The organism is Clostridium intestinale DSM 6191 (genome assembly GCF_900130055.1).
GTDB classification, from domain to species: Bacteria; Bacillota; Clostridia; order Clostridiales; family Clostridiaceae; genus Clostridium_T; species Clostridium_T intestinale.
This window is the reverse complement of sequence record NZ_FQXU01000003.1, coordinates 276914-297390: the sequence shown is the minus strand read 5'-3', so window position 1 is coordinate 297390 and position 20477 is coordinate 276914. Positions and strand designations below refer to the sequence as shown.

The window sequence follows — 20477 nt, the reverse complement described above, 5'->3', positions numbered from 1 at the left end:
CACCTTAATAATTAGTATTTTATACCTTTTTTGCTCTTTTTTCAACTAAAATATGTCGCTAAATAAGCATTTAGCGACATTATCTTTATAGAAATATATTTTCAGCTTAAAATCATAGTGATTTTTTACGTTTAATCGAATTTTCAAATCAATTTCTTTAATTAAACTTGATTTTTGTAATACATATATATTACAATGTATTCATATGTATTACAGGAGGCGTATTATGGGAGAAATAAAGGCGACAACATTTAGGTTATCAGAAGAAACTATAAAATCATTTAGAGAAATAGCTGAAACACATGGAATGACACAAGAACAATGTTTAGCAAACTTATTACATGTATTTGAACTAAAGGAAGCAAAGGAAATCTTTAAGGATAGAAAAAAAGAAATTGAAATTTTCGAAGAATACATTTCTAGAATACAAAATTTGTATTTAACTTCTTTAGAAATCAATTTAACTGAAGAAGAACGATTCAAAACCGAGTTTAATAAAGATCTTGAAGAAAAAAGCAATATAATAATTTCATTAAATAAAGAGATAAAAAATCTTAAAGATAAAAATGAAAAATTACAAGAACAAATTTCAGAACTTAAAGAATCATTAAATAAAAAAGAGACTTCATTAAAAGTTTATGATGAAATGCAAGCTCAGAATAAATTTCTGATAAATAAAATAACAAAAGATAACGAATCTTTATCTTTTAAAATAAAAGAGCTAGAAAAAGAAAATATCAAAGCAAAAGAATATGAAATTTTAAGTAAAGATCTTCAAGAAAAAATAAATTCATCAAACAATACTATCATAGAAAAGAATCTATATATAAACTCTATAGAAAGCAAATTAGAGTTTTTACAATCCTCTTTAACCCAATCCAAAGACGAAATTACTACTATAAAGGCCACTAACAAAGAAGAAATTTCTAAAATGAAAGATGAATTTCAAAGAGAAAAAAAACTTACAGCTGATGAACTTAAAGAAAGCTTAGAAAAGTATTATGATTTAAAGATTTCCACCGAATTAAAGTTCTCTTTAAGCGAAAAAGATAATGAAATTGAGAAATTAAAATCAGAAATTAAAATCTTAAAAGAAAAAAATAAGGAGAAGACTAATTAACAGCCTTCTCCTCTACTCCATCTTCATCTAAACATTTATTTCAGCTTTTAAATTAAGTGCTTCAGAATTGTTTTCTAATATAGGATTTATGTACTCTTCTATAAACTCTTCTACTTGACTTGGAGATCTTCCAATAAACTTATTAGGATCTATTATATCTCTAATTTCATTTTCAGTTAACCCAAAGCCACCATCAGCTATTATTCTATCTATTAAATCATTATTTAACCCTTCTCCTTTTACTCTTTGAGAAGCTTCCATAGAATAACCTCTTATCTTTTCATGCAATTCCTGTCTATCTCCACCTTTTTTAACAGCTTCCATCATTATGTTTTCAGTCGCCATAAAAGGTAATTCATTATTTACATGAGCCGCTATTACCTTGTCATAAACCACCATACCTTCAGATATATTCATATATAGATTTAACACTCCATCTAAAGCTAAAAATGCTTCTGCTACTGCTATTCTTTTATTTGCAGAGTCATCTAATGTTCTTTCAAACCATTGAGTTGCTGCAGTAACTGCTGGATTTAATGAATCTACTATTACATACCTTGCTAAAGCTCCTATTCTTTCCGATCTCATAGGATTTCTTTTGTAAGCCATAGCTGATGATCCTATTTGATTTTTTTCAAAAGGCTCCTCTACTTCCTTCATGCTTTGTAAAAGTCTTAAATCATTAGAGAATTTATATGCACTTTGCGCAACTTCTGATAATGTATTTAAAACTATAGAGTCTAATTTTCTTGGGTAAGTTTGACCTGTTACTCCATAACTTTTCTCAAAACCCATTCTTTTAGCCACCATAACATCTAAAGCTTTAACTTTACTTTCATCACCTTCAAATAGAGTCATAAAGCTAGCTTGAGTTCCAGTTGTACCCTTAACTCCTCTAAGCTTCAATGTGCTTAATACATGATCTATATTTTCAACATCCATAACCAAATCCTGCATCCATAAAGTAGCTCTTTTCCCTACTGTAGTTAACTGAGCAGGTTGAAAATGTGTAAATCCTAGTGTAGGCATATTTTTATATTTTAAAGAAAATTCTTTAAGCAGCGCTAAAACACTTACAATCTTTTTCTTTATTAATAATAAAGCTTCCTTCATTATTATAACATCAGTGTTATCTCCTACATAACATGACGTAGCCCCTAAATGTATTATTCCTTTAGCATAAGGACATTGCAGCCCATATGCATATACATGACTCATAACATCATGTCTTACTTCCTTTTCTCTTTTTATAGCTTCTTCATAGTTTATATTATATATATTAGCCTTTAATTCATTAACTTGTTCTTCAGTTATATTAAGGCCTAATTCCTTTTCACATTCAGCTAATGCAACCCAAAGCTTTCTCCATGTAGTAAACTTCATATCATCTGAGAATAAAAAACTCATCTCCTTAGATGCATATCTTGAATTTAATGGCGTACTGTATAAATCAGTTCTAGTCATAAAAACCTCCATACGAATATATTTGTTATTTTATTAATTTTAGTTCGCATTTTATTATATCATATTTTATAAAAAATATCAGTTATATTACTAATTTTCATGAATATAAATTAAACATATATTATATTATGGGAGATGGTTATATGTATAAAGTTAATCTATTAGACAAACTTTCTTTTTTATTTGTTATCATAGGCTCTATCAATTGGGGTTTATATGGTCTATGTAACTTCAACCTAGTTCATTATCTATTTGGATTCGCCCCACTATTAGAACGCATAATATATATTATAGTATTTGTTTCAGGATTAAATTTAGTCGCACTAGTTTTTAGAAGTAAAATGATATTAAAAAGAGAGCAATAAAAAAAGGTTCTATACGAACCTTTTTTATTATTCTTCTAAAGTTTCTATTAATTTAACTACTTCTTCTACTGCTAAAGTTTCGTCATCGCCTGAAGCTATAACTTTTACTAAAGCATCTTTAGTAACTCCTAAAGATAATACTCCAATTAAACTTTTAACGTTTGCTTTTTTTCCATTATACTCGATTTGAACATCAGACTTAAAAGATGAAGCCTTCTTTACTAATAAAGTAGCTGGTCTTGCATGTAATCCAGTAGCGTTTTTTACTAAAACTTCTTTAACTACCATCTAATTCACCTCTTTGCATTTATTTCGTTATGTTTATCAATAACTTATTTCATTATATATTGTTTTGTAGTTAATTTCAACACTATAAATTAAAATATTGCTTAATTTAAAGCCAATGTAAATGATTTTATTCTTTTTATTCCTTCCATTATGGCATCGTTTGAAGTAGCATAAGATAATCTAATGTAGTTTTCTAGTCCAAAACCTATTCCTGGAACTACTGCTACCTTCTCTTTTTCTAAGAGCATATCTGAAAAAGTCAAAGAATCTTTTATAACAACGGAATCAATAGACTTACCTATTAATTTTTTAATATCCACCATTACATAAAAAGCTCCTTGAGGATATATATAATCTAGATCATTTATATCATCTAATAATCTAACCATTAAATCTCTTCTACTATGAAAAACTTTTATCATGTCATGTAATTCATCTTGTGGACCTTCAAGAGCTTCTAATGCAGCATATTGGCCTATAGTAGACACATTTGATGTCATATGACTTTGTATGCTACTCATGATCTTAATAACCTCTTTTGGCCCTGCTGCATATCCAACTCTCCACCCTGTCATTGCATAAGACTTAGACATTCCATTTATAACAATAGTTCTATTGTAAGCATCCTCGCTTAAACTTCCAATACTAATATGTTTGTAATCTCCGTAGATTAATTTTTCATATATTTCGTCCGCTATTATAAACAAATCATGTTTTTTTGCAAATTCACTAAGCTCTATTAATTCTTCTTTAGTATATATAGTTCCTGTAGGATTATTAGGTGAATTTATAAGAATGGCTTTTGTTTTCTCTGTAACATATTTTTCTAAGATATTTATATTAAACTTATATCCATCTTCTTGTAAACACTCAACAAACACAGGATTACCATCTGCAAGTTTTACAAGCTCCGGATAACTAACCCAATAAGGAACAGGTAATAAAACTTCATCACCTGGATTTAAAATTGATAAAAACAAATTAGCTAAACATTGCTTTGCTCCTGTAGATATGATTACCTGTGATTCATTATAAATTAAGTCATTATCTTCTTTAAATTTCGTAATTATAGCTTTTTTTAGTTCAGATATACCAGCTGCTGGCGTATATTTCGTTTTGCCTTCTTCCATAGCCTTTATAGCTGCCTTAATAATATTAGAAGGTGTATTAAAATCCGGCTCTCCAACACCAAAACTTACTACATCAACCCCACGACTTTTCATTTCTTTAGCCTTAGCAGTTATAGCCAAAGTTATTGATGGCGATAATTGCTCCCCTTTTTGCGATAATTTCATATTTTACCTCCATATCTTTTGTCTAAATGTAATAATTTATTTAAATGTATTTCATTTACCCCATATTGACCTATAAGACTTGAATTTTTATTGCTTATTGAATGACAGTCACTCCCACCAGTTATTATAAGCTTGTGTTTTTTTGCTAGATTATAAAAAGTATTTATCTTCTCATTATTATGACTTGGATGATATATTTCTACACCACTTAAACCATGACATTTCAATCTCTTAAATAGATTATCTAATTCCATTTGTCTTGGTATATCGCCAGGATGAGCCAAAACCGCTATACCTCCTGATTTTTTTATGATATCCAAAACTTCCTTATAGTATATTTTTTCTCTTTTAACAAATCCAGCCTTTCCTTCAATCAAATAATTCTTAAAAGCTAATTTAAAATTCTCACTATATCCTTTTTTAACTAATAACTGAGCTATATGAGATCTTCCAAGTGTAGATATGCTATTTACACATAAATCATTTATATCTATATTTATCCCTATATCTTTTAATTTTGTTATAATACTTTCTACTCTTTTTACTCTTGAAGCCTTAAGCTTTTCTACAACATTTTTAAGAGTAGGGTTATCTACATCTATACAATAACCCAATATATGTATCTCTATATCATCTTCATACTCAGTGGAAAATTCTATACCTGGAATTATATTTATGTCTGAATAGTGGTATTTAGTAATATATTGTGAAGACAATGTGTCATGGTCTGTTATAGAAATGTATTTTACATTTCTTTCAATTGCTATATTTATAATTTCTTCTGGCGTTAAATTACCATCGGAATATGTAGAGTGAATATGCAAGTCAGCATACTTCATAATCTTCACCTATTTTCTATATCTTTATAATAAAAATATATCATTTTATTAGATGGATGTAAATATTCCATAATTATTAATAAAACTAAAAAAACCCCATAAAGGGGTTGTCTCTTTGTTATCTTGGTTGAACAATTAATTTTATGGCTGTTCTTTCTTCACCATCTATTATTATATCTGTGAATGCCGGAACACATACTATATCTTTTCCACTTGGCGCAACAAATCCTCTAGCAATAGCTATAGCTTTAACAGCTTGATTTATAGCACCTGCACCTACTGCTTGAATTTCTACGATATTTTTCTCCTTTATTATTGCCGCTAAAGCCCCCGCTACTGAATTTGGATTAGATTTTGTTGAAACTTTTAATACTTCCATTATTTTGACCTCCTAGATTAATAATGTACCCGCATACGTTTACATTAGAAGTTAACTATTATTTCTTTCCCTTAATATATATTCTATATGTATTTTAAAATTCCTTCTTTTATTATAAATAATTTTAAAAAAAATACATTTTGTTTTAACAAAATGTATTTTCTATCGATTATTTTGCGTATTCCACAGCACGTGTCTCTCTAATTACATTTATTTTAATTTGGCCAGGATATTCTAGCTGTTCTTCTATGTTTTTTACGATATTACGTGCCATTTCAATAGCCACAGCATCATCGACTTGATCTGGTTTAACCATAATTCTAATCTCTCTTCCAGCTTGAATGGCATATGACTTTTCTACACCTTCATATGAGTTTGCAATCTCTTCTAATTTTTCTAATCTCTTTATATAAGCTTCTAAAGTTTCTCTTCTAGCACCAGGTCTCGCTGCCGATATAGCATCTGCAGCCTGAACTAGTATTGCCTCTAGAGATATCATTTCCACATCTCCATGATGAGCAGCAATAGCGTTTACTATCACTGGGGATTCATGATACTTCTTAGCTAGGTCTCCACCTATTAAAGCATGTGGTCCTTCATATTCTTGATCCACTGCTTTACCTATATCATGTAATAATCCAGCTCTTCTTGCTATATTTACATCTAAGCCTAATTCCGAAGCCATTAAACCTGCTAAATAAGCAACTTCTATGGAATGTTTTAAAACATTTTGACCATAACTTGTTCTGTATTTTAATCTACCTAACAATTTAATAATCTCAGGATGTAAACCATGTACCCCTGTTTCAAAGGTAGCTTGTTCTCCCTCTTCCTTTATATCGTTTTCGACATCTTTAGTAGCTCTTTCTACCATTTCTTCAATTCTAGCAGGATGAATTCTTCCATCTACTATCAATTTTTCTAATGCTATTCTTGCAACTTCTCTTCTTATCGGGTCGAAACTAGAAAGTATTACCGCCTCAGGAGTGTCATCAATTATTAAATCTACTCCAGTTAAGGTTTCTAAGGTTCTTATATTTCTACCTTCTCTTCCTATTATTCTACCTTTCATTTCATCATTTGGAAGCGCCACTACATGTACTGTTGTTTCAGAAACATGATCTGCTGCACATCTTTGAATAGCTGTAGTAATTATTTCTCTAGCCTTTTTATCAGCCTCTTCTTTAGCTTTCATTTCTACATCTTTTATCATCATTGCACTTTCATGTTTGATTTCTCTACTAATTTCATCAAGAAGAATTTGTTTCGCTTCTTCAGATGATAATCCAGAAACCTTTTCTAATTCATGTCTTCTTTTAACTAAAATTTCTTGAGCATTTACTTCCATTAAATCAATGTCTTGTAATCTTTTATTAATTGTTTCTTCTTTCTTTTCTAAGATTTCACCCTTTTTATCAAGAGCTTCCTCTCTTTGGATTAATCTTCTCTCTAATCTTTGTACTTCATTTCTTCTTTCTCTTGATTCCTTTTCGAAGTCAGTTCTTAATCTATGAACCTCTTCTTTAGCCTCTAAAATAGCTTCTTTTCTTAAGGAATCTACTTCTTTTTTGGAATTCTCCAAAAGATCATTTGCTTCTTTTTCTAAATTATCAATTTTATTTCTTGAAACTTTATTGATTATTATATATTGCAATCCAGCTAAACAAGCTAGAACCACTATATCTATTAAAATAAAAAGTTTCATTTCCATACAAACACCTCCTTCGCAATCTTCAAAATATAATATATTAAATAAAAATAAGATAGCGTAAAAAGATGTCATATTAAATTCTAACTGTTGTTCAGTAATATGATAAACCAGTATTTGTTATTATTGTATAGCAATTTTTTTCTTATGTCAAGCAGTATCCTTTACTATAAAAGTTACTACATCTTTATTATTACCTATTTTTAAATAAAAATAAGCAAAAAAATAAATAAATCGCATTGCGATTTATTTATTTTCAACTTTTTTTTCTATTTTTTCAGTTTCAGGCTTTTTAACCTTTTTAACTTCAGTTAAAGGAAGACCATATTTTTCTCTAATTTTATTATCTATTTCTAATGCTAAATCTGGGTTTTCTTTTAATGATTGTTTAGCATTTTCTCGTCCTTGACCAAGTCTTGCTTCGCCATAAGAAAACCATGCACCACTTTTTTGAATTATACCTTCTTTTACTCCTACATCTATTAAGTTACCCTCTCTAGATATACCTTCATTATACATTATATCAAATTCTGCATTTCTAAACGGTGGCGCTACTTTGTTTTTAATAACCTTAACTCTTGTTCTGTTTCCAACAACATTTTCACCTTGCTTTATTGAATCAATTCTTCTAACGTCCATTCTTACTGATGCATAAAATTTAAGTGCTCTTCCTCCTGGTGTTGTTTCAGGATTTCCAAACATTATACCAACTTTTTCTCTTAGTTGGTTTATAAATATAGCTACACACTTAGATTTGCTAATACTTCCCGCTAATTTTCTTAATGCTTGAGACATTAATCTAGCTTGCAATCCAACGTGGGCATCTCCCATTTCTCCTTCTATTTCCGCTCTTGGTACTAAAGCTGCTACAGAGTCTACTACTATTACATCAATAGCCCCTGAACGAACTAGAGCTTCTGCTATTTCTAGTGCTTGTTCACCAGTATCAGGTTGAGATACTATTAAGTTTTCTGTATCAACACCTAAATTCTTAGCATAGCTAGGATCCAAAGCATGTTCAGCATCTATAAATCCTACAGCTCCACCTAACTTTTGAGCTTCAGCTACAATATGTAATGCAACCGTTGTTTTACCTGAACTCTCAGGTCCGTATATTTCAATAATTCTTCCTCTTGGAACACCGCCTATGCCTAAAGCAATATCTAGGTCTAAGCAACCTGTTGAAATAGAATCAACACTCATTCCATGATTTTCTCCTAATTTCATAATTGAACCTTTTCCAAATTGTTTCTCTATTTGTCCCATAGCGGCTTCTATAGCCTTAAGTTTTTCCGTATCTAAATTAGCCATTAAATCTCATCCTTTCACGAACATTTGTTCTATTTATATTATAAAATACATATTATTTAATGTCAACATATATAACATAAAAGTTCCAATTATTAGTTGGAACTTTTATTAGAATTATAGACCATATTTATTTATTTTATTCTACTTATTCGTATTAATGGTATGTTTATTTTTATTAAAATAATCAATTCCAGATAATATTGTTATTACAACTGCAATATATAACAAAACTTCAGGTAAATAAACATATAACCCATGTAATACATTATTAGAAGTAAATTTTTCTAATAATATCTGTGAATTATTTATATTTACTTTTAGTAGTAAAGCTATGATTGCTATAATCTGAATTACGGTTTTAATTTTTCCCCACCAAGATGCTGCAATAACAACACCATCACTAGCGGCAAGGGTTCTTAATCCAGAAATAGCAAATTCTCTTGCAATTATTATAACAGCTGCCCAACCCGGCATTACTTGTAACTCAACAAGTGAGATTAATGCAGATGTTACTAAAAGTTTATCTGCTAAAGGATCCATAAATTTCCCAAATGTAGTTATTTGATTTCTACTTCTAGCTATATATCCATCTAGCTTATCTGTTAAAGATGCCAAAATAAATATAAATGTTGCTATAAATGTTCCATAATCAATTTTAAGTGCAATAAAAATTAAAAATACAGGAACTAAAAAAATTCTAATAATAGTTAATCTATTAGCAAGATTCATCACAAACAACCCCTAGTAAATCATATTCCAAAGCTTCAGTTATCTTAGCTTTTAAGTATTGTCCTATCTCCATGTCTTTTCCTTTTATAAGTATATTTCCATCGATATCTGGTGCTAATTCTTCACTTCTAGCCGAATAAAATTCTCCATCATATCCTTCTACAAGAATATCATAAATTCTTCCAACTTTCAATTTGTTTATTTCAGTTGAAATTTCCTGTTGTAAAATCATGAGTTCTTTTTCTCTTAAATCTTTTACCTCTTCAGAAATCTGCTCCTTCATATTAGCAGCTGGAGTATCTTCTTCTTGTGAGTATTTAAATACACCTACTTTTTCAAGTTTATACTCTTTTAAGAAACTCTTTAGTTCTTCAAAATCTTCATCAGATTCCCCTGGGAATCCAACTATCAAAGAAGTTCTTAATGTAATGCTTGGCATAGCTTTTCTAAGTGAATCTATCTTATTTGTTATAGTTTCTTTTGTTGTCTTTCTTCCCATTAGCTTTAATATTTTATTAGAAATATGTTGAATAGGAAGATCTATATACTTACATATCTTTTCTTCAGTTGCCATTACCTCTATAAGTTCTTCTGTTATTTCTTCTGGGTAACAGTACATTATCCTTATCCATTTAAGGCCTTCAATTGTGCATAAGTTTTTTAAAAGGGTAGGTAATTTCTTTTCTCCATTATATATATCAACCCCATATCTAGTTGTATCTTGGGCTACTAATATAATTTCTTTAACGCCATTTTTAACTAATTTTTCTGCTTCTGCTACGATACTTTCTATTGATCTACTTCTAAATTTGCCTCTTATTTTAGGTATAATACAGTAAGTACAGAAATTATCACAACCTTCTGCAATCCTTAAGTATGCAGTGCTTTTATCTGTAGTTATTACTCTTTCTCCTTCATTTATATTGTTATCTGAGTAATCCACGGATAATATTTTTTGCTCACTTTCAATGTAGTTAGAAATATGTTCATTAATTTTTTTGTAGTCATTAACTCCTAGCATTATATCTATCTCTGGCATAAGTTCACTTAATTCTTTTGAATACCTCTGAGTTAAACATCCTGTTGCAATTAACAACTTACAATTATATTTATTTTTATATTTAGCCATTTCTAAAATTGTATCAATAGATTCTTGTTTTGCTTTTTCTATAAATCCACAAGTATTTACAATTATTATATGAGCTTCTTTTGGATCATTAGTGAAATCATAATTTGTTTTCATTTGTCCCAATATAATTTCAGAATCAACCCTATTTTTGTCACAACCTAAGCTAACTAAGCCTACTTTATATTTTGTCAAAACAACTCCTCCTGTGCTTAAGTAATAAATTACAAATTTAATTTTAAATCTCTTTTTAACTTAAAACAAGTATTTTATCTAAAAATCTTCTATTTCTTCTCTAGTTATTAATACTTGTCTCGGTTTTGAGCCATCTTTTTTAGTAATAATCTCTCTTTCTTCAAGTTGCTCTATTATTCTTGCCGCTCTATTAAATCCAATTCTAAGTCTTCTTTGTATATATGAAGCTGACGCTTGACCACTCTCTACTACAACCTTTATTGCTTCATCTAGTAGCTCATCTGCATCTTCATCATTTGACGAATTACCATTAGAAGAGCTTTCACTATTTATATGTTCAATTATTTGTTCATCATAATTAGCCTCTTCCATTTCAGATTTAATTGAAGATACTACTTTTTCCACCTCTTCTTCACTTATAAAAGCCCCTTGTATTCTTTGAGGTTTAGATTCCCCAACTGGATAAAATAACATATCACCTTTTCCAAGAAGTTTTTCAGCTCCAGATGAATCAAGTATTGTCCTTGAGTCAATTTGCGATGATACAGCAAAAGAAATTCTAGATGGAATGTTTGCCTTTATTACCCCTGTTATTACATCTACAGATGGTCTTTGGGTTGCTAATACTAAATGCATCCCAGCAGCTCTAGCCATTTGAGCTAATCTTGCAATATATTCTTCAACGTCATTTGGACATACCATCATTAAGTCAGCTAATTCATCTACTATTATAACTATATAAGGTAACTTTTCTTCTGTTTCACCTTTTTCCATTAGAGTATTATATGATTGAATATTTCTTACTCCAGTTTCAGCAAACAATTTATATCTTCTAGTCATTTCATTTACAGCCCAATTAAGAGCTCCGGCAGCTTTTTTAGGATCTGTAACTACAGGGATTAATAAGTGAGGTATCCCATTATAAACGCTTAATTCTACAACCTTAGGGTCAATCATTAAAAGAGATACTTCTGATGGTGAGTATTTATACAATATACTCATGATCAGTGTATTTATACACACCGATTTACCTGAACCTGTTGCCCCTGCTATAAGTAAATGAGGCATCTTACTCAAATCTGCCACAACACATTGTCCTGCAATATCTTTTCCTATTGCAAAGGCTACACTGCTACTACTTGACTTAAACTTTTCCTCATCTAAAACCTCTCTTAGAAATACAGCAGTTATAACTTTATTTGGAACCTCAATTCCTACCGCGGACTTTCCAGGTATAGGCGCTTCAATTCTTACCCCTGAGGCAGCTAAACTAAGTGCTATATCATCTGAGAGATTAACTATTTTTGATACTTTAACGCCAGCACTTGGCTGCAATTCATATCTTGTTACTGCAGGTCCTTTAGTAACTTGAAGAACCTTCGCTTCAACTCCAAATGAACTTAATGTTTCTTCTAACTTAGTTGCAGATGCAATAAGTTCCTTTTTATCTTCTTTATTTATATTTAAATTATTGTTTGTATTTAGGTATTCTAATTTAGGTATATTGTATTTTACATCTGCTTTACTTTCTGTTATTTTCTCTGTTATCTCTCTATTAACTACTTCTTTTAAGTTATTGTCTAGTTTTTTACTTTCACTCTTTGACTCACTTTTGGTATCCCCCATTTGAAACACAGCTATCTCTCTAGGCTTCTCTCCCTCATCTGAGTGAATAGATGAATTTTTCATAAAGTCTAGTATCTTAATCTTTTTATTTATCCCTTCTATATAACCATCCTGCTCAACATAAGGCTCTAATTGGATATTTTCTTTCTTTTTTTCTTTAAGATTATTTTTTGTACTAACCTTATCTTTTATATCTTTACTTTTTGTTTTTAAATTTAATCCTATATCGAAAATTGATAAGTCAAATATCAGTATTAGACATATAGCATATATAAGCATATATATAATAATTGATCCTATTATTCCTAGGAGCTTGTACAAAGGATAACTAATTATTATTCCAAGTAAACCTCCATTGTTCCACGAAGGATTATCAAAAACTTTAAATATAAATTCCATTAAAGAAATATTTTTATCTTCTACACTATCAATACTTAAAGAAGATACCATTAAAATTGTGTTAATCATAAAAAATGTTACCGGATATAAGTTTTTATTAATGCTTAGATTTCCTTTAGATTTTATTGTTAATACTCCATAATACATTATGTATAACGGAATAACATATGATCCTATTCCAATTAAAACAAATAAAATATTCTTAGATATATTTGAAAAAAGTCCTGCTAAATCTGTATAAACTCCTATCATTAAAATAAATCCAGCAGCTATCCAAAGTAGTCCTTTTATATCTGAATTGCTTTTATTTTTATTTGTTGTTTTTTTACTAGATTTCCTCGCCATTTTATCACCCCTAAATTTGTATTCTACATTTTAGTCAAATATCCTCTTTAATATAAATAAACCACAGGAAACCCTATGGTTTATTTATATATTTATTCTATCATAGATTCCAACTTATCTAAAGCGGCTTTTATGCCCCCAACCTCATCTATAAGTCCTATATCAACAGCTTCTTTACCAATAAGTATAGTTCCCATATCATTTAAAAGTTCATCAGTTTCCATCATAAGTTTTTTAAGCTTTTCTTTATTAACCTTTGATGTCCTCACTATAAAATCATTTATTCTATCCTGCATCTTATTAAAATACTTAAATGTCTGAGGTACTCCTATTACAAGCCCATTCATTCTTATAGGATGAATTATCATAGTTGCTGATGGAGATATAAAAGATACGCTCGCAGATGTTGCAAGAGGTACTCCTATAGAATGGCCTCCTCCAATAACTAAAGAAACTGTAGGTTTTGAGAGACTGTTTATCATTTCAGCAATGGCAAGACCTGCCTCTACATCTCCTCCTACTGTATTTAAAATAATCAGTATTCCCTTAACTTCTGGATTTTGTTCCATAGAAATAAGCTGAGGAATTACATGTTCATATTTAGTCGTTTTAGTATTAGGAGGTGAAACCATGTGCCCTTCTATTTGACCTATTATAGATACAATCTGAATTCTTTCGTCTGGTTTAGAAACGGAAGTATTTCCAAATTCTTTTATAGACGCAATATCATCATTTTCTTCTTTAGTTTCTTTTTTATCATCACCGTGATTTTTATCTATAATTTTATCATCATCTTTTAACTTTTTATTATCTATTTCATAAAAATTATTCCACATAAACATACCTCCTGTACTTTTATATTTTGTACAGGAGGATATATTTTATACTAACTTAATTCAAAAGTTCTATGTAATGTATTAATTGCCTTCTGAACATTGTCAGTGTGAATTAAACACCATATTGTCATGTGAGAATCTGCAGTTTGTAAAACTTCTATGTTACTATCACTTAAAGCTTTGATTATTTTAGCCATTACTCCAGGAATACCAGTCATTCTAGAACCTACAATAGCTAAGTTACTACAGTTTTCTATAATAGTATATTTTATATTAATATCTTTAAATATCTTCTCTAATCTATTTTTCATTGAATCATCAATTGTAAATATTTTTTCCTTTGGGAAGATATTGATTAAATCTAAACTTATGTTATTATTTGCTAATATATCTAAAAGTTCTTTATAATGATTATTTCCTTGATTATCCTCACTCTTTATAGATACTTGAGTTCTTCCACTTAGATGAGTTATACCTGTTATAATTCTTGTGTTTTGTATATCTCCAACATTGTTAATTAATGTTCCCTTACAGTCACTCATAGTATTTTTAATTATAAGAGGAATATTGCCTCTCATTGCAGCTTCAACAGCTTTTGGATGTATAACCTTAGCCCCTTGTTCAGCAAGTTGGAAAACTTCATTATAGCTTATAATATCTATTAATGCAGCCTCTTCTACTATTCTTGGGTCAGCTGTCATTATACCATCAACATCTGTATATATTTCAATAGCTTCAGCCTTTAGTGCTGCACCTATTAATGCAGCAGAGGTATCACTTCCCCCTCTTCCTAATGTAGTTAAAAATCCATCCTGAGTCACTCCTTGGAATCCAGTAACAATTGGAACCTTTCCTTGAGATAATATATCCATTAGGATTTTAGTACTTACATTTAAAGATTTTGCATCAGAGAAGTTATCATCAGTTAGTATGCCTGCTTGTCCTCCCGTTAAAGGAACTGCAGCTATATTATTTTCGTAAAAAACATTACTCATTACAACAGAACTAATTATTTCCCCACAACACATTAATAAATCAGCTGCTTGTTTGTTTTCATCCTTAAAATCACTGCTTAAAAGTGATAATAGTGTATCAGTTGCATAAGCTTCCCCTTTTCTTCCCATAGCAGAAACTACTACTACAGGACTATATCCTTCGCTTATTGCATTTTTAACTTTATCAACTACAGACTTTCTTCTCTCTGGAGTCGAAACTGACGTTCCTCCAAACTTTTGTACTATAATTTTCAAAATACCACTCCCCCTGTTATTTAAAGCCTTGCTCTTTTAATGTTTTCCTCTTCTACATCTAGTATAATAGTTTTTGCCCCAATTTTTTTTACATAATCCCATGGTATTTCTAAATATTCATTTCCACCAAAAAAAGTGAATTTAGAGTTACTTAGATTGACAATTAGAAACTTTAGTCTTCCTTCGCCATCCACTATTATGTCATTATTAGAAAGATAGTTATACTTCTCTCCATCATTTACGTTAATTATCTCAAAGTTTTCAATTTCACTTAATGTTTTGATTGTATTATCATTCATGTTAATCCCTCCTCAAAAATTAATATTCATTAAGAAGGGATTTTATAACTAAAATATTAAGAGGATTTTTATTTATTAAAAGATACAACATTATTTTGACATAAACTGCTAAGAGTTTCAAGTGAAACATTTCTACCTACAAATGCCCCATTTATAATGCCATCATTAAAACAAATTTCTTGAACTTCTTTAATAGAGTTTTTGTTTATAGCATCTATTTTCTTTATCAAATCATCAGGCGTAACTATCTTATTTTTATACAAAACAGATTTACCATTGTTGAACATTCTAGAAGAAGTACTCTCTAGACCAAGAATATAACTTGCTTTTATTTTTTCTTTATTTATGTCTATTTCCACTTGGGTAAATTCTCTATCTCTAAAATCATGTAGTTCTTCTTTTATTACATTAATAGCTTTTTCAGCATATGATGGACTTAATCCAGTATATATATTTAAAGTACCTGTATTTTGATATGTAAGAAGATACGAATATATTGAGTAACATAATCCTAACTCTTCCCTAACCTTTTGGAAAAGTATAGAAGATGCCCCACCACCTAATATATTATTTAGTAATAAAAGGCTATATCCTCTTTCATCTCCCTGCTTAATTCCTGTAAGTCCAAAATTTATATGTAGTTGTTCTATATTCTTTTCAGCATACAGAAAACTTCTCTTAATCTCTGGAGTATTGTATTCAAATGCTTCTTTATTAGATGCACTCCAATCACCAAAATATTTTTCTATAAGTTGTTTCAATTTAATTTCATCAAAATTTCCACATATTGATATAACAGTATTACTTGGAGTATACATTTCTTCAATATAACTTTTTATCTTGCTTGAATCAAAACTTCTTACAGTGTCTGGGGTTCCTAAAATAGGATAAGCTAAAGAGTCCTTATAAAAGGCTGATACAGCATGAAGATCTCCTAAGACATCTTCTGGAGAATCTTCACTCATATAAATTTCCTCAACTACAACACTTTGCTCTTTTTTTATTTCCTCATCATCAAATTTAGAATTCAATATCATATCTGAAAGTACATCTATAGATAACTCTAAGTGCGTATTTAATGCCTTAATATAGTAACATGTCGATTCCTTGCTAGTATATGCATTAATTTGACCACCTACATTTTCTATTTCTTCTACAATACTTTTAGCTGATCTTTTGTCTGTTCCCTTGAACAACATATGCTCTATGAAATGAGAAATCCCATTTAAATCTTCCGTCTCATTTCTAGAACCATTTTTAACTATAACCCCAACGCTTATGGAGTTTACATGTTCTATTTGTTCAGTTACAATCCTTAGACCATTCTCTAGTGTATATAAATTGTACATAATAACCTCCATATTAAAAAATAAAAAGGCAATTTATGCCCTTCTATTCTTCATCTTTTTTCTCTGTATTCACTATTGCATCTTTTCTTGAAAGATTTATTCTTCCTTGAGCGTCTATTTCTGTTACTTTAACAAGAATTTCATCTCCTACCGATACTATATCTTCAACCTTGTTAACTCTATTCACATCTAATTTTGATATATGAACTAAACCTTCTTTACTTGGAAGTATTTCTACGAATGCTCCAAAATTAGCTATTTTAGTAACTTTACCTAAATAAACTTCTCCAGCTTTAACTTCTTTAGTTAATCCCTCTATTATTTTTAAAGCCTCTTTTACTCCTGTTGAATCAGATGAAGAAATAAATATCTTTCCATCTTCCTTTATATCTATCTTAACACCAGTATCAGCTATTATTTTATTAATAACTTTTCCGCCAGCTCCGATAACATCTCTTATCTTTTCTGGATCTATAGACATAGTTGAAGTTTTAGGAGCGTATAATGAAACCTCTTCTCTATGCTCTGGTATACATTCTTTTATCTTATCTAAAATTTCCATTCTTGCTTTTCTTGCATTTGTTATAGCTGTTCTTATTACATAATCAGAAAGACCTGCAATTTTTGTATCTACTTGAATTGAAGTTATTCCAACTTCAGTTCCTGCAACTTTAAAGTCCATGTCTCCAAAGAAATCTTCTATACCTTGAATATCTGTGATTACACCTTCTTCAGTTAAATCTTCTGAAGTTATTAATCCCATAGCTATTCCTGCAGCAGGTCTCTTTAGTGGAACCCCTGCATCAAGTAATGCTAAAGTAGATGCACATACTGAAGCTTGAGATGTAGATCCATTTGAACTTAATACTTCTGATACTAATCTAATAGTATAAGGAAAATCTTCTTGAGAAGGTATTAATGGTTCTAAAGCTCTTTCTGCTAATGCTCCATGTCCTATTTCTCTTCTTCCTGGTCCTCTTAATGGTCTAACTTCTCCTACGCTGTAAGATGGAAAGTTATAATGATGCATATATGTTTTAGAAACAGATTCTCCGATTCCATCTAATATTTGAACATCTCCTATAGCTCCTAAAGTTGCTACAGTCATTACTTGAGTAAGTCCTCTTGTAAATAGACCAGTTCCATGAGTTCTAGGTAAAATATCAACTTCACAAGATATCTTTCTTAATTGGTCAAATGCTCTTCCATCTGGTCTTTTCTTTTCTTTAAGTAGCATTTCTCTAACTACTTCTTTTTGAATTCTATACACTACATCGTTAACATCACTCATGTTGTCTGGATATATTTCTTTAAACTCTTCTGAAATTTTTGCTTTAACATCATTCATTGATAAGTTTCTCTCATCTTTATCAATAATATGCATAGCTTCATTAATTATGTCAAATGAAAAATCTCTTACATTCTTTTCTATCTCTTCATCTACATGATATAAATTTGGAACTTTTTTTTCTTTTCCAAACATTTTCATAGCTTCTTCTTGGAAAGCAACTATTTTCTTACACTCTTCAAATCCAAATGATATAGCGTTAATCATTGTTTCTTCTGGAATTTCATTTCCACCAGCTTCAATCATCATTACTCTTTCCTTAGTAGCACATATAGTTAGCTCCATATCAGAAATTTCTCTTTCCTTTGAAGTTGGATTTACTATAAAGTTATTATCTATCAATCCTATTTGTACAGCTGCAACAGGTGTATCAAATGGAATGCTTGATAAACATAAAGCTGTAGATGCTGCATTTATAGCTAGGATTTCTGGAAGATTGTCATTTTCCACAGAAACTACTGTACAAACTACTTGAACATCATTTCTATATCCTTTAGGGAATAATGGTCTTAATGGTCTATCAACAGCTCTACCATTTAAAATAGCATTTTCTGAAGGTCTTCCCTCTCTTTTTATAAATCCACCTGGTATTTTCCCTACTGCATATAATCTTTCTTCATACTCTACACTTAGTGGGAAAAAATCAATCCCTTCTCTTGGTTTTTCAGATGCATTAACATTTGTTAATATAACTGTATCTCCATAGCTCATAAATATAGCGCAATCTGATAACATTCCAACTTTACCAGACTCAACCTTCATATTTCTTCCAGCTACAGTAGTTTGATGAAAATTATTCATAAACTAACCTCCTTTTGGTTAATATAAATTCTACATATTTTTACAAATTTTGCCTCATTAAAATAATAGAGCGGATAAACCGCTCTAAATTATCTTCTTAAACCTAAGTTCTCTATTATAGCTCTATATCTTTCAATATCTATTCCAGATAGATAGTTTAATAGTCCTCTTCTTTGACCAACCATCATTAGAAGTCCTCTTCTTGAATGGTGATCCTTTTTATGAGTTCTTAAATGATCTGTTAAAGAGTTTATTCTTTCTGTTAATAAAGCTATTTGCACTTCTGGAGATCCAGTATCTCCTTCATGTCTTGCATACTTTCCTATAATTTCTGCCTTTTTAATTTTATCCATGTAAAACACCTCCGTAATTTATCCCCTACTACCAAGAAAAAAGTCGGCTACTCTTAACACTTAGAAGTAGGTTCCTAAAGGGTATTATAGCAAAATCATCTTTTTTTGTAAATGTATTTTTAAAAAGATATTTTTATTTCCTCATTTAACGCAAAATTTCTATCGTCTTTTAGTTGATTTATTAACTCTTCCATAGAATTAAATTTTTCTTCATCTCTAATTCTTTTAATGAAATATACTTTCATTTGTAAATCATATATTTCTTCACTAAAATCCAATATATACGTTTCAACAGTAAGTTTTTTATCTCCACTTACCGTTGGATTATATCCAACTGAAGTTATACCCTTATATATTTCATTATTAACCAAAACATTTGTATAATATACACCTGTTTTAGGTAATACATAATTACTATTATACTCTAAATTTGCTGTAGGGAATCCTAGCTGTCTCCCTAACTTCTTACCATGTATAACTTTGCCTTCTAAAAAATATTCCCTTGATAGCATCTTATTAGCTTCCTCTAAATCTCCATTGGATATTTCTTCTCTTATTCTTGAAGAACTAACTACTTCTTCCCCATAAGAATAAGCATCCAACACATAAACTTTATAGCCATAAACAGCTTCAAGACTTTTTAAAAGGTTAATATCACCTTTATTTTTATATCCAAATTTATGATTAAATCCAACGATTATTCCTTTAGCTTTATACTTTTTACTCAAAAGCTCTACGAAATCTTCTGGCTGCATTTTCATAACATTCTCATTAAAATCTATTAGACAACAGATATCTATCCCTAACTTTTCTAATACTGATAATTTTTCATCTTTATTCATTAGTAATTTAGGGGCAGATTCTGGCCTTATAAAACTTAAAGGATGATTTTTAAAAGAAAAAACCATACTTTTTCCATTAAACTTATCAGCTAGCTCAATAGCTTTATTTATTAATGTTAAATGTCCAATATGTAGACCATCAAAGCTTCCAAGTGCTATATATGTGTCTTCAGAAATAATTCCTTCGTACTTCTCATCTATTACAACCAT

At 29.8% G+C, this 20477-nt stretch carries 19 protein-coding genes; 2 read left to right on the top strand and 17 right to left on the bottom strand.

Annotated features, from left to right (window positions below):
- Positions 1–226: 226 nt before the first annotated feature.
- Positions 227–1120 (top strand): coiled-coil domain-containing protein, encoded by an 894-nt coding sequence (locus BUA92_RS01625; RefSeq protein ID WP_073016022.1) that lies wholly within the window; start codon positions 227–229, stop codon positions 1118–1120.
- A 27-nt stretch (positions 1121–1147) separates the two neighbouring features.
- On the opposite strand, the gene purB is transcribed toward BUA92_RS01625, so the two are convergent.
- On the bottom strand, positions 1148–2584 hold the full coding sequence (gene purB, locus BUA92_RS01620) for an adenylosuccinate lyase (protein WP_073016020.1): 1437 nt from the start codon (positions 2582–2584) through the stop codon (positions 1148–1150).
- Positions 2585–2727: 143 nt separating this feature from the next.
- Between purB and BUA92_RS01615 the strand changes: the two genes are divergently transcribed.
- Positions 2728–2949, top strand: a complete 222-nt coding sequence (locus tag BUA92_RS01615; RefSeq protein WP_021802083.1) for a DUF378 domain-containing protein — start codon at positions 2728–2730, stop codon at positions 2947–2949.
- A 27-nt stretch (positions 2950–2976) separates the two neighbouring features.
- On the opposite strand, the gene BUA92_RS01610 is transcribed toward BUA92_RS01615, so the two are convergent.
- From BUA92_RS01610 to BUA92_RS01535, 16 genes are all read right to left on the bottom strand, one after another.
- Positions 2977–3237, bottom strand: a complete 261-nt coding sequence (locus tag BUA92_RS01610; protein WP_021802084.1) for an HPr family phosphocarrier protein — start codon at positions 3235–3237, stop codon at positions 2977–2979.
- A gap of 101 nt (positions 3238–3338) precedes the next feature.
- A complete protein-coding gene (locus BUA92_RS01605; RefSeq protein WP_073016018.1) occupies positions 3339–4532 on the bottom strand; it encodes a pyridoxal phosphate-dependent aminotransferase in 1194 nt (397 codons plus the stop codon).
- A complete protein-coding gene (locus BUA92_RS01600) occupies positions 4529–5371 on the bottom strand; it encodes a PHP domain-containing protein (RefSeq protein WP_073016015.1) in 843 nt (280 codons plus the stop codon). The genes BUA92_RS01605 and BUA92_RS01600 overlap by 4 nt, the downstream gene beginning before the upstream one ends.
- A 118-nt stretch (positions 5372–5489) precedes the next feature.
- Positions 5490–5750: a stage V sporulation protein S gene (locus tag BUA92_RS01595; RefSeq protein ID WP_073016013.1), complete on the bottom strand. Its 261-nt coding sequence runs from the start codon at positions 5748–5750 to the stop codon at positions 5490–5492.
- 169 nt (positions 5751–5919) lie between these two features.
- Complete coding sequence (gene rny / locus BUA92_RS01590; RefSeq protein WP_175550840.1) at positions 5920–7455, bottom strand: ribonuclease Y; 1536 nt, start codon at positions 7453–7455, stop codon at positions 5920–5922.
- Positions 7456–7704: 249 nt separating this feature from the next.
- A complete protein-coding gene (gene recA / locus BUA92_RS01585; RefSeq protein ID WP_073016010.1) occupies positions 7705–8769 on the bottom strand; it encodes a recombinase RecA in 1065 nt (354 codons plus the stop codon).
- 141 nt (positions 8770–8910) lie between these two features.
- Complete coding sequence (gene pgsA / locus BUA92_RS01580) at positions 8911–9498, bottom strand: CDP-diacylglycerol--glycerol-3-phosphate 3-phosphatidyltransferase (protein WP_073016007.1); 588 nt, start codon at positions 9496–9498, stop codon at positions 8911–8913.
- Entirely contained in the window at positions 9485–10819 is a 1335-nt protein-coding gene (rimO, locus tag BUA92_RS01575) for a 30S ribosomal protein S12 methylthiotransferase RimO (RefSeq protein ID WP_073016005.1), read from the bottom strand. The genes pgsA and rimO overlap by 14 nt, the downstream gene beginning before the upstream one ends.
- 78 nt (positions 10820–10897) lie before the next feature.
- A complete protein-coding gene (locus tag BUA92_RS01570) occupies positions 10898–13189 on the bottom strand; it encodes a DNA translocase FtsK (RefSeq protein WP_073016003.1) in 2292 nt (763 codons plus the stop codon).
- Positions 13190–13281: 92 nt separating this feature from the next.
- Positions 13282–14025 carry a ClpP family protease gene (locus BUA92_RS01565; RefSeq protein ID WP_073016000.1) on the bottom strand — a complete coding sequence of 248 codons (744 nt, stop codon included), beginning with the start codon at positions 14023–14025 and terminating at the stop codon, positions 13282–13284.
- Positions 14026–14075: 50 nt separating this feature from the next.
- Entirely contained in the window at positions 14076–15275 is a 1200-nt protein-coding gene (gene dapG, locus BUA92_RS01560) for an aspartate kinase (protein ID WP_073015998.1), read from the bottom strand.
- Positions 15276–15295: 20 nt separating this feature from the next.
- Complete coding sequence (locus tag BUA92_RS01555) at positions 15296–15574, bottom strand: YlmC/YmxH family sporulation protein (RefSeq protein WP_073015996.1); 279 nt, start codon at positions 15572–15574, stop codon at positions 15296–15298.
- 68 nt (positions 15575–15642) lie between these two features.
- Positions 15643–16923 (bottom strand): M16 family metallopeptidase, encoded by a 1281-nt coding sequence (locus tag BUA92_RS01550; protein WP_073015994.1) that lies wholly within the window; start codon positions 16921–16923, stop codon positions 15643–15645.
- A 43-nt stretch (positions 16924–16966) separates the two neighbouring features.
- Positions 16967–19072, bottom strand: a complete 2106-nt coding sequence (locus BUA92_RS01545; protein WP_073015992.1) for a polyribonucleotide nucleotidyltransferase — start codon at positions 19070–19072, stop codon at positions 16967–16969.
- An 89-nt stretch (positions 19073–19161) separates the two neighbouring features.
- Positions 19162–19425: a 30S ribosomal protein S15 gene (rpsO, locus tag BUA92_RS01540; protein WP_021802097.1), complete on the bottom strand. Its 264-nt coding sequence runs from the start codon at positions 19423–19425 to the stop codon at positions 19162–19164.
- 119 nt (positions 19426–19544) lie between these two features.
- Positions 19545–20477 carry a bifunctional riboflavin kinase/FAD synthetase gene (locus BUA92_RS01535; protein ID WP_073015990.1) on the bottom strand — a complete coding sequence of 311 codons (933 nt, stop codon included), beginning with the start codon at positions 20475–20477 and terminating at the stop codon, positions 19545–19547.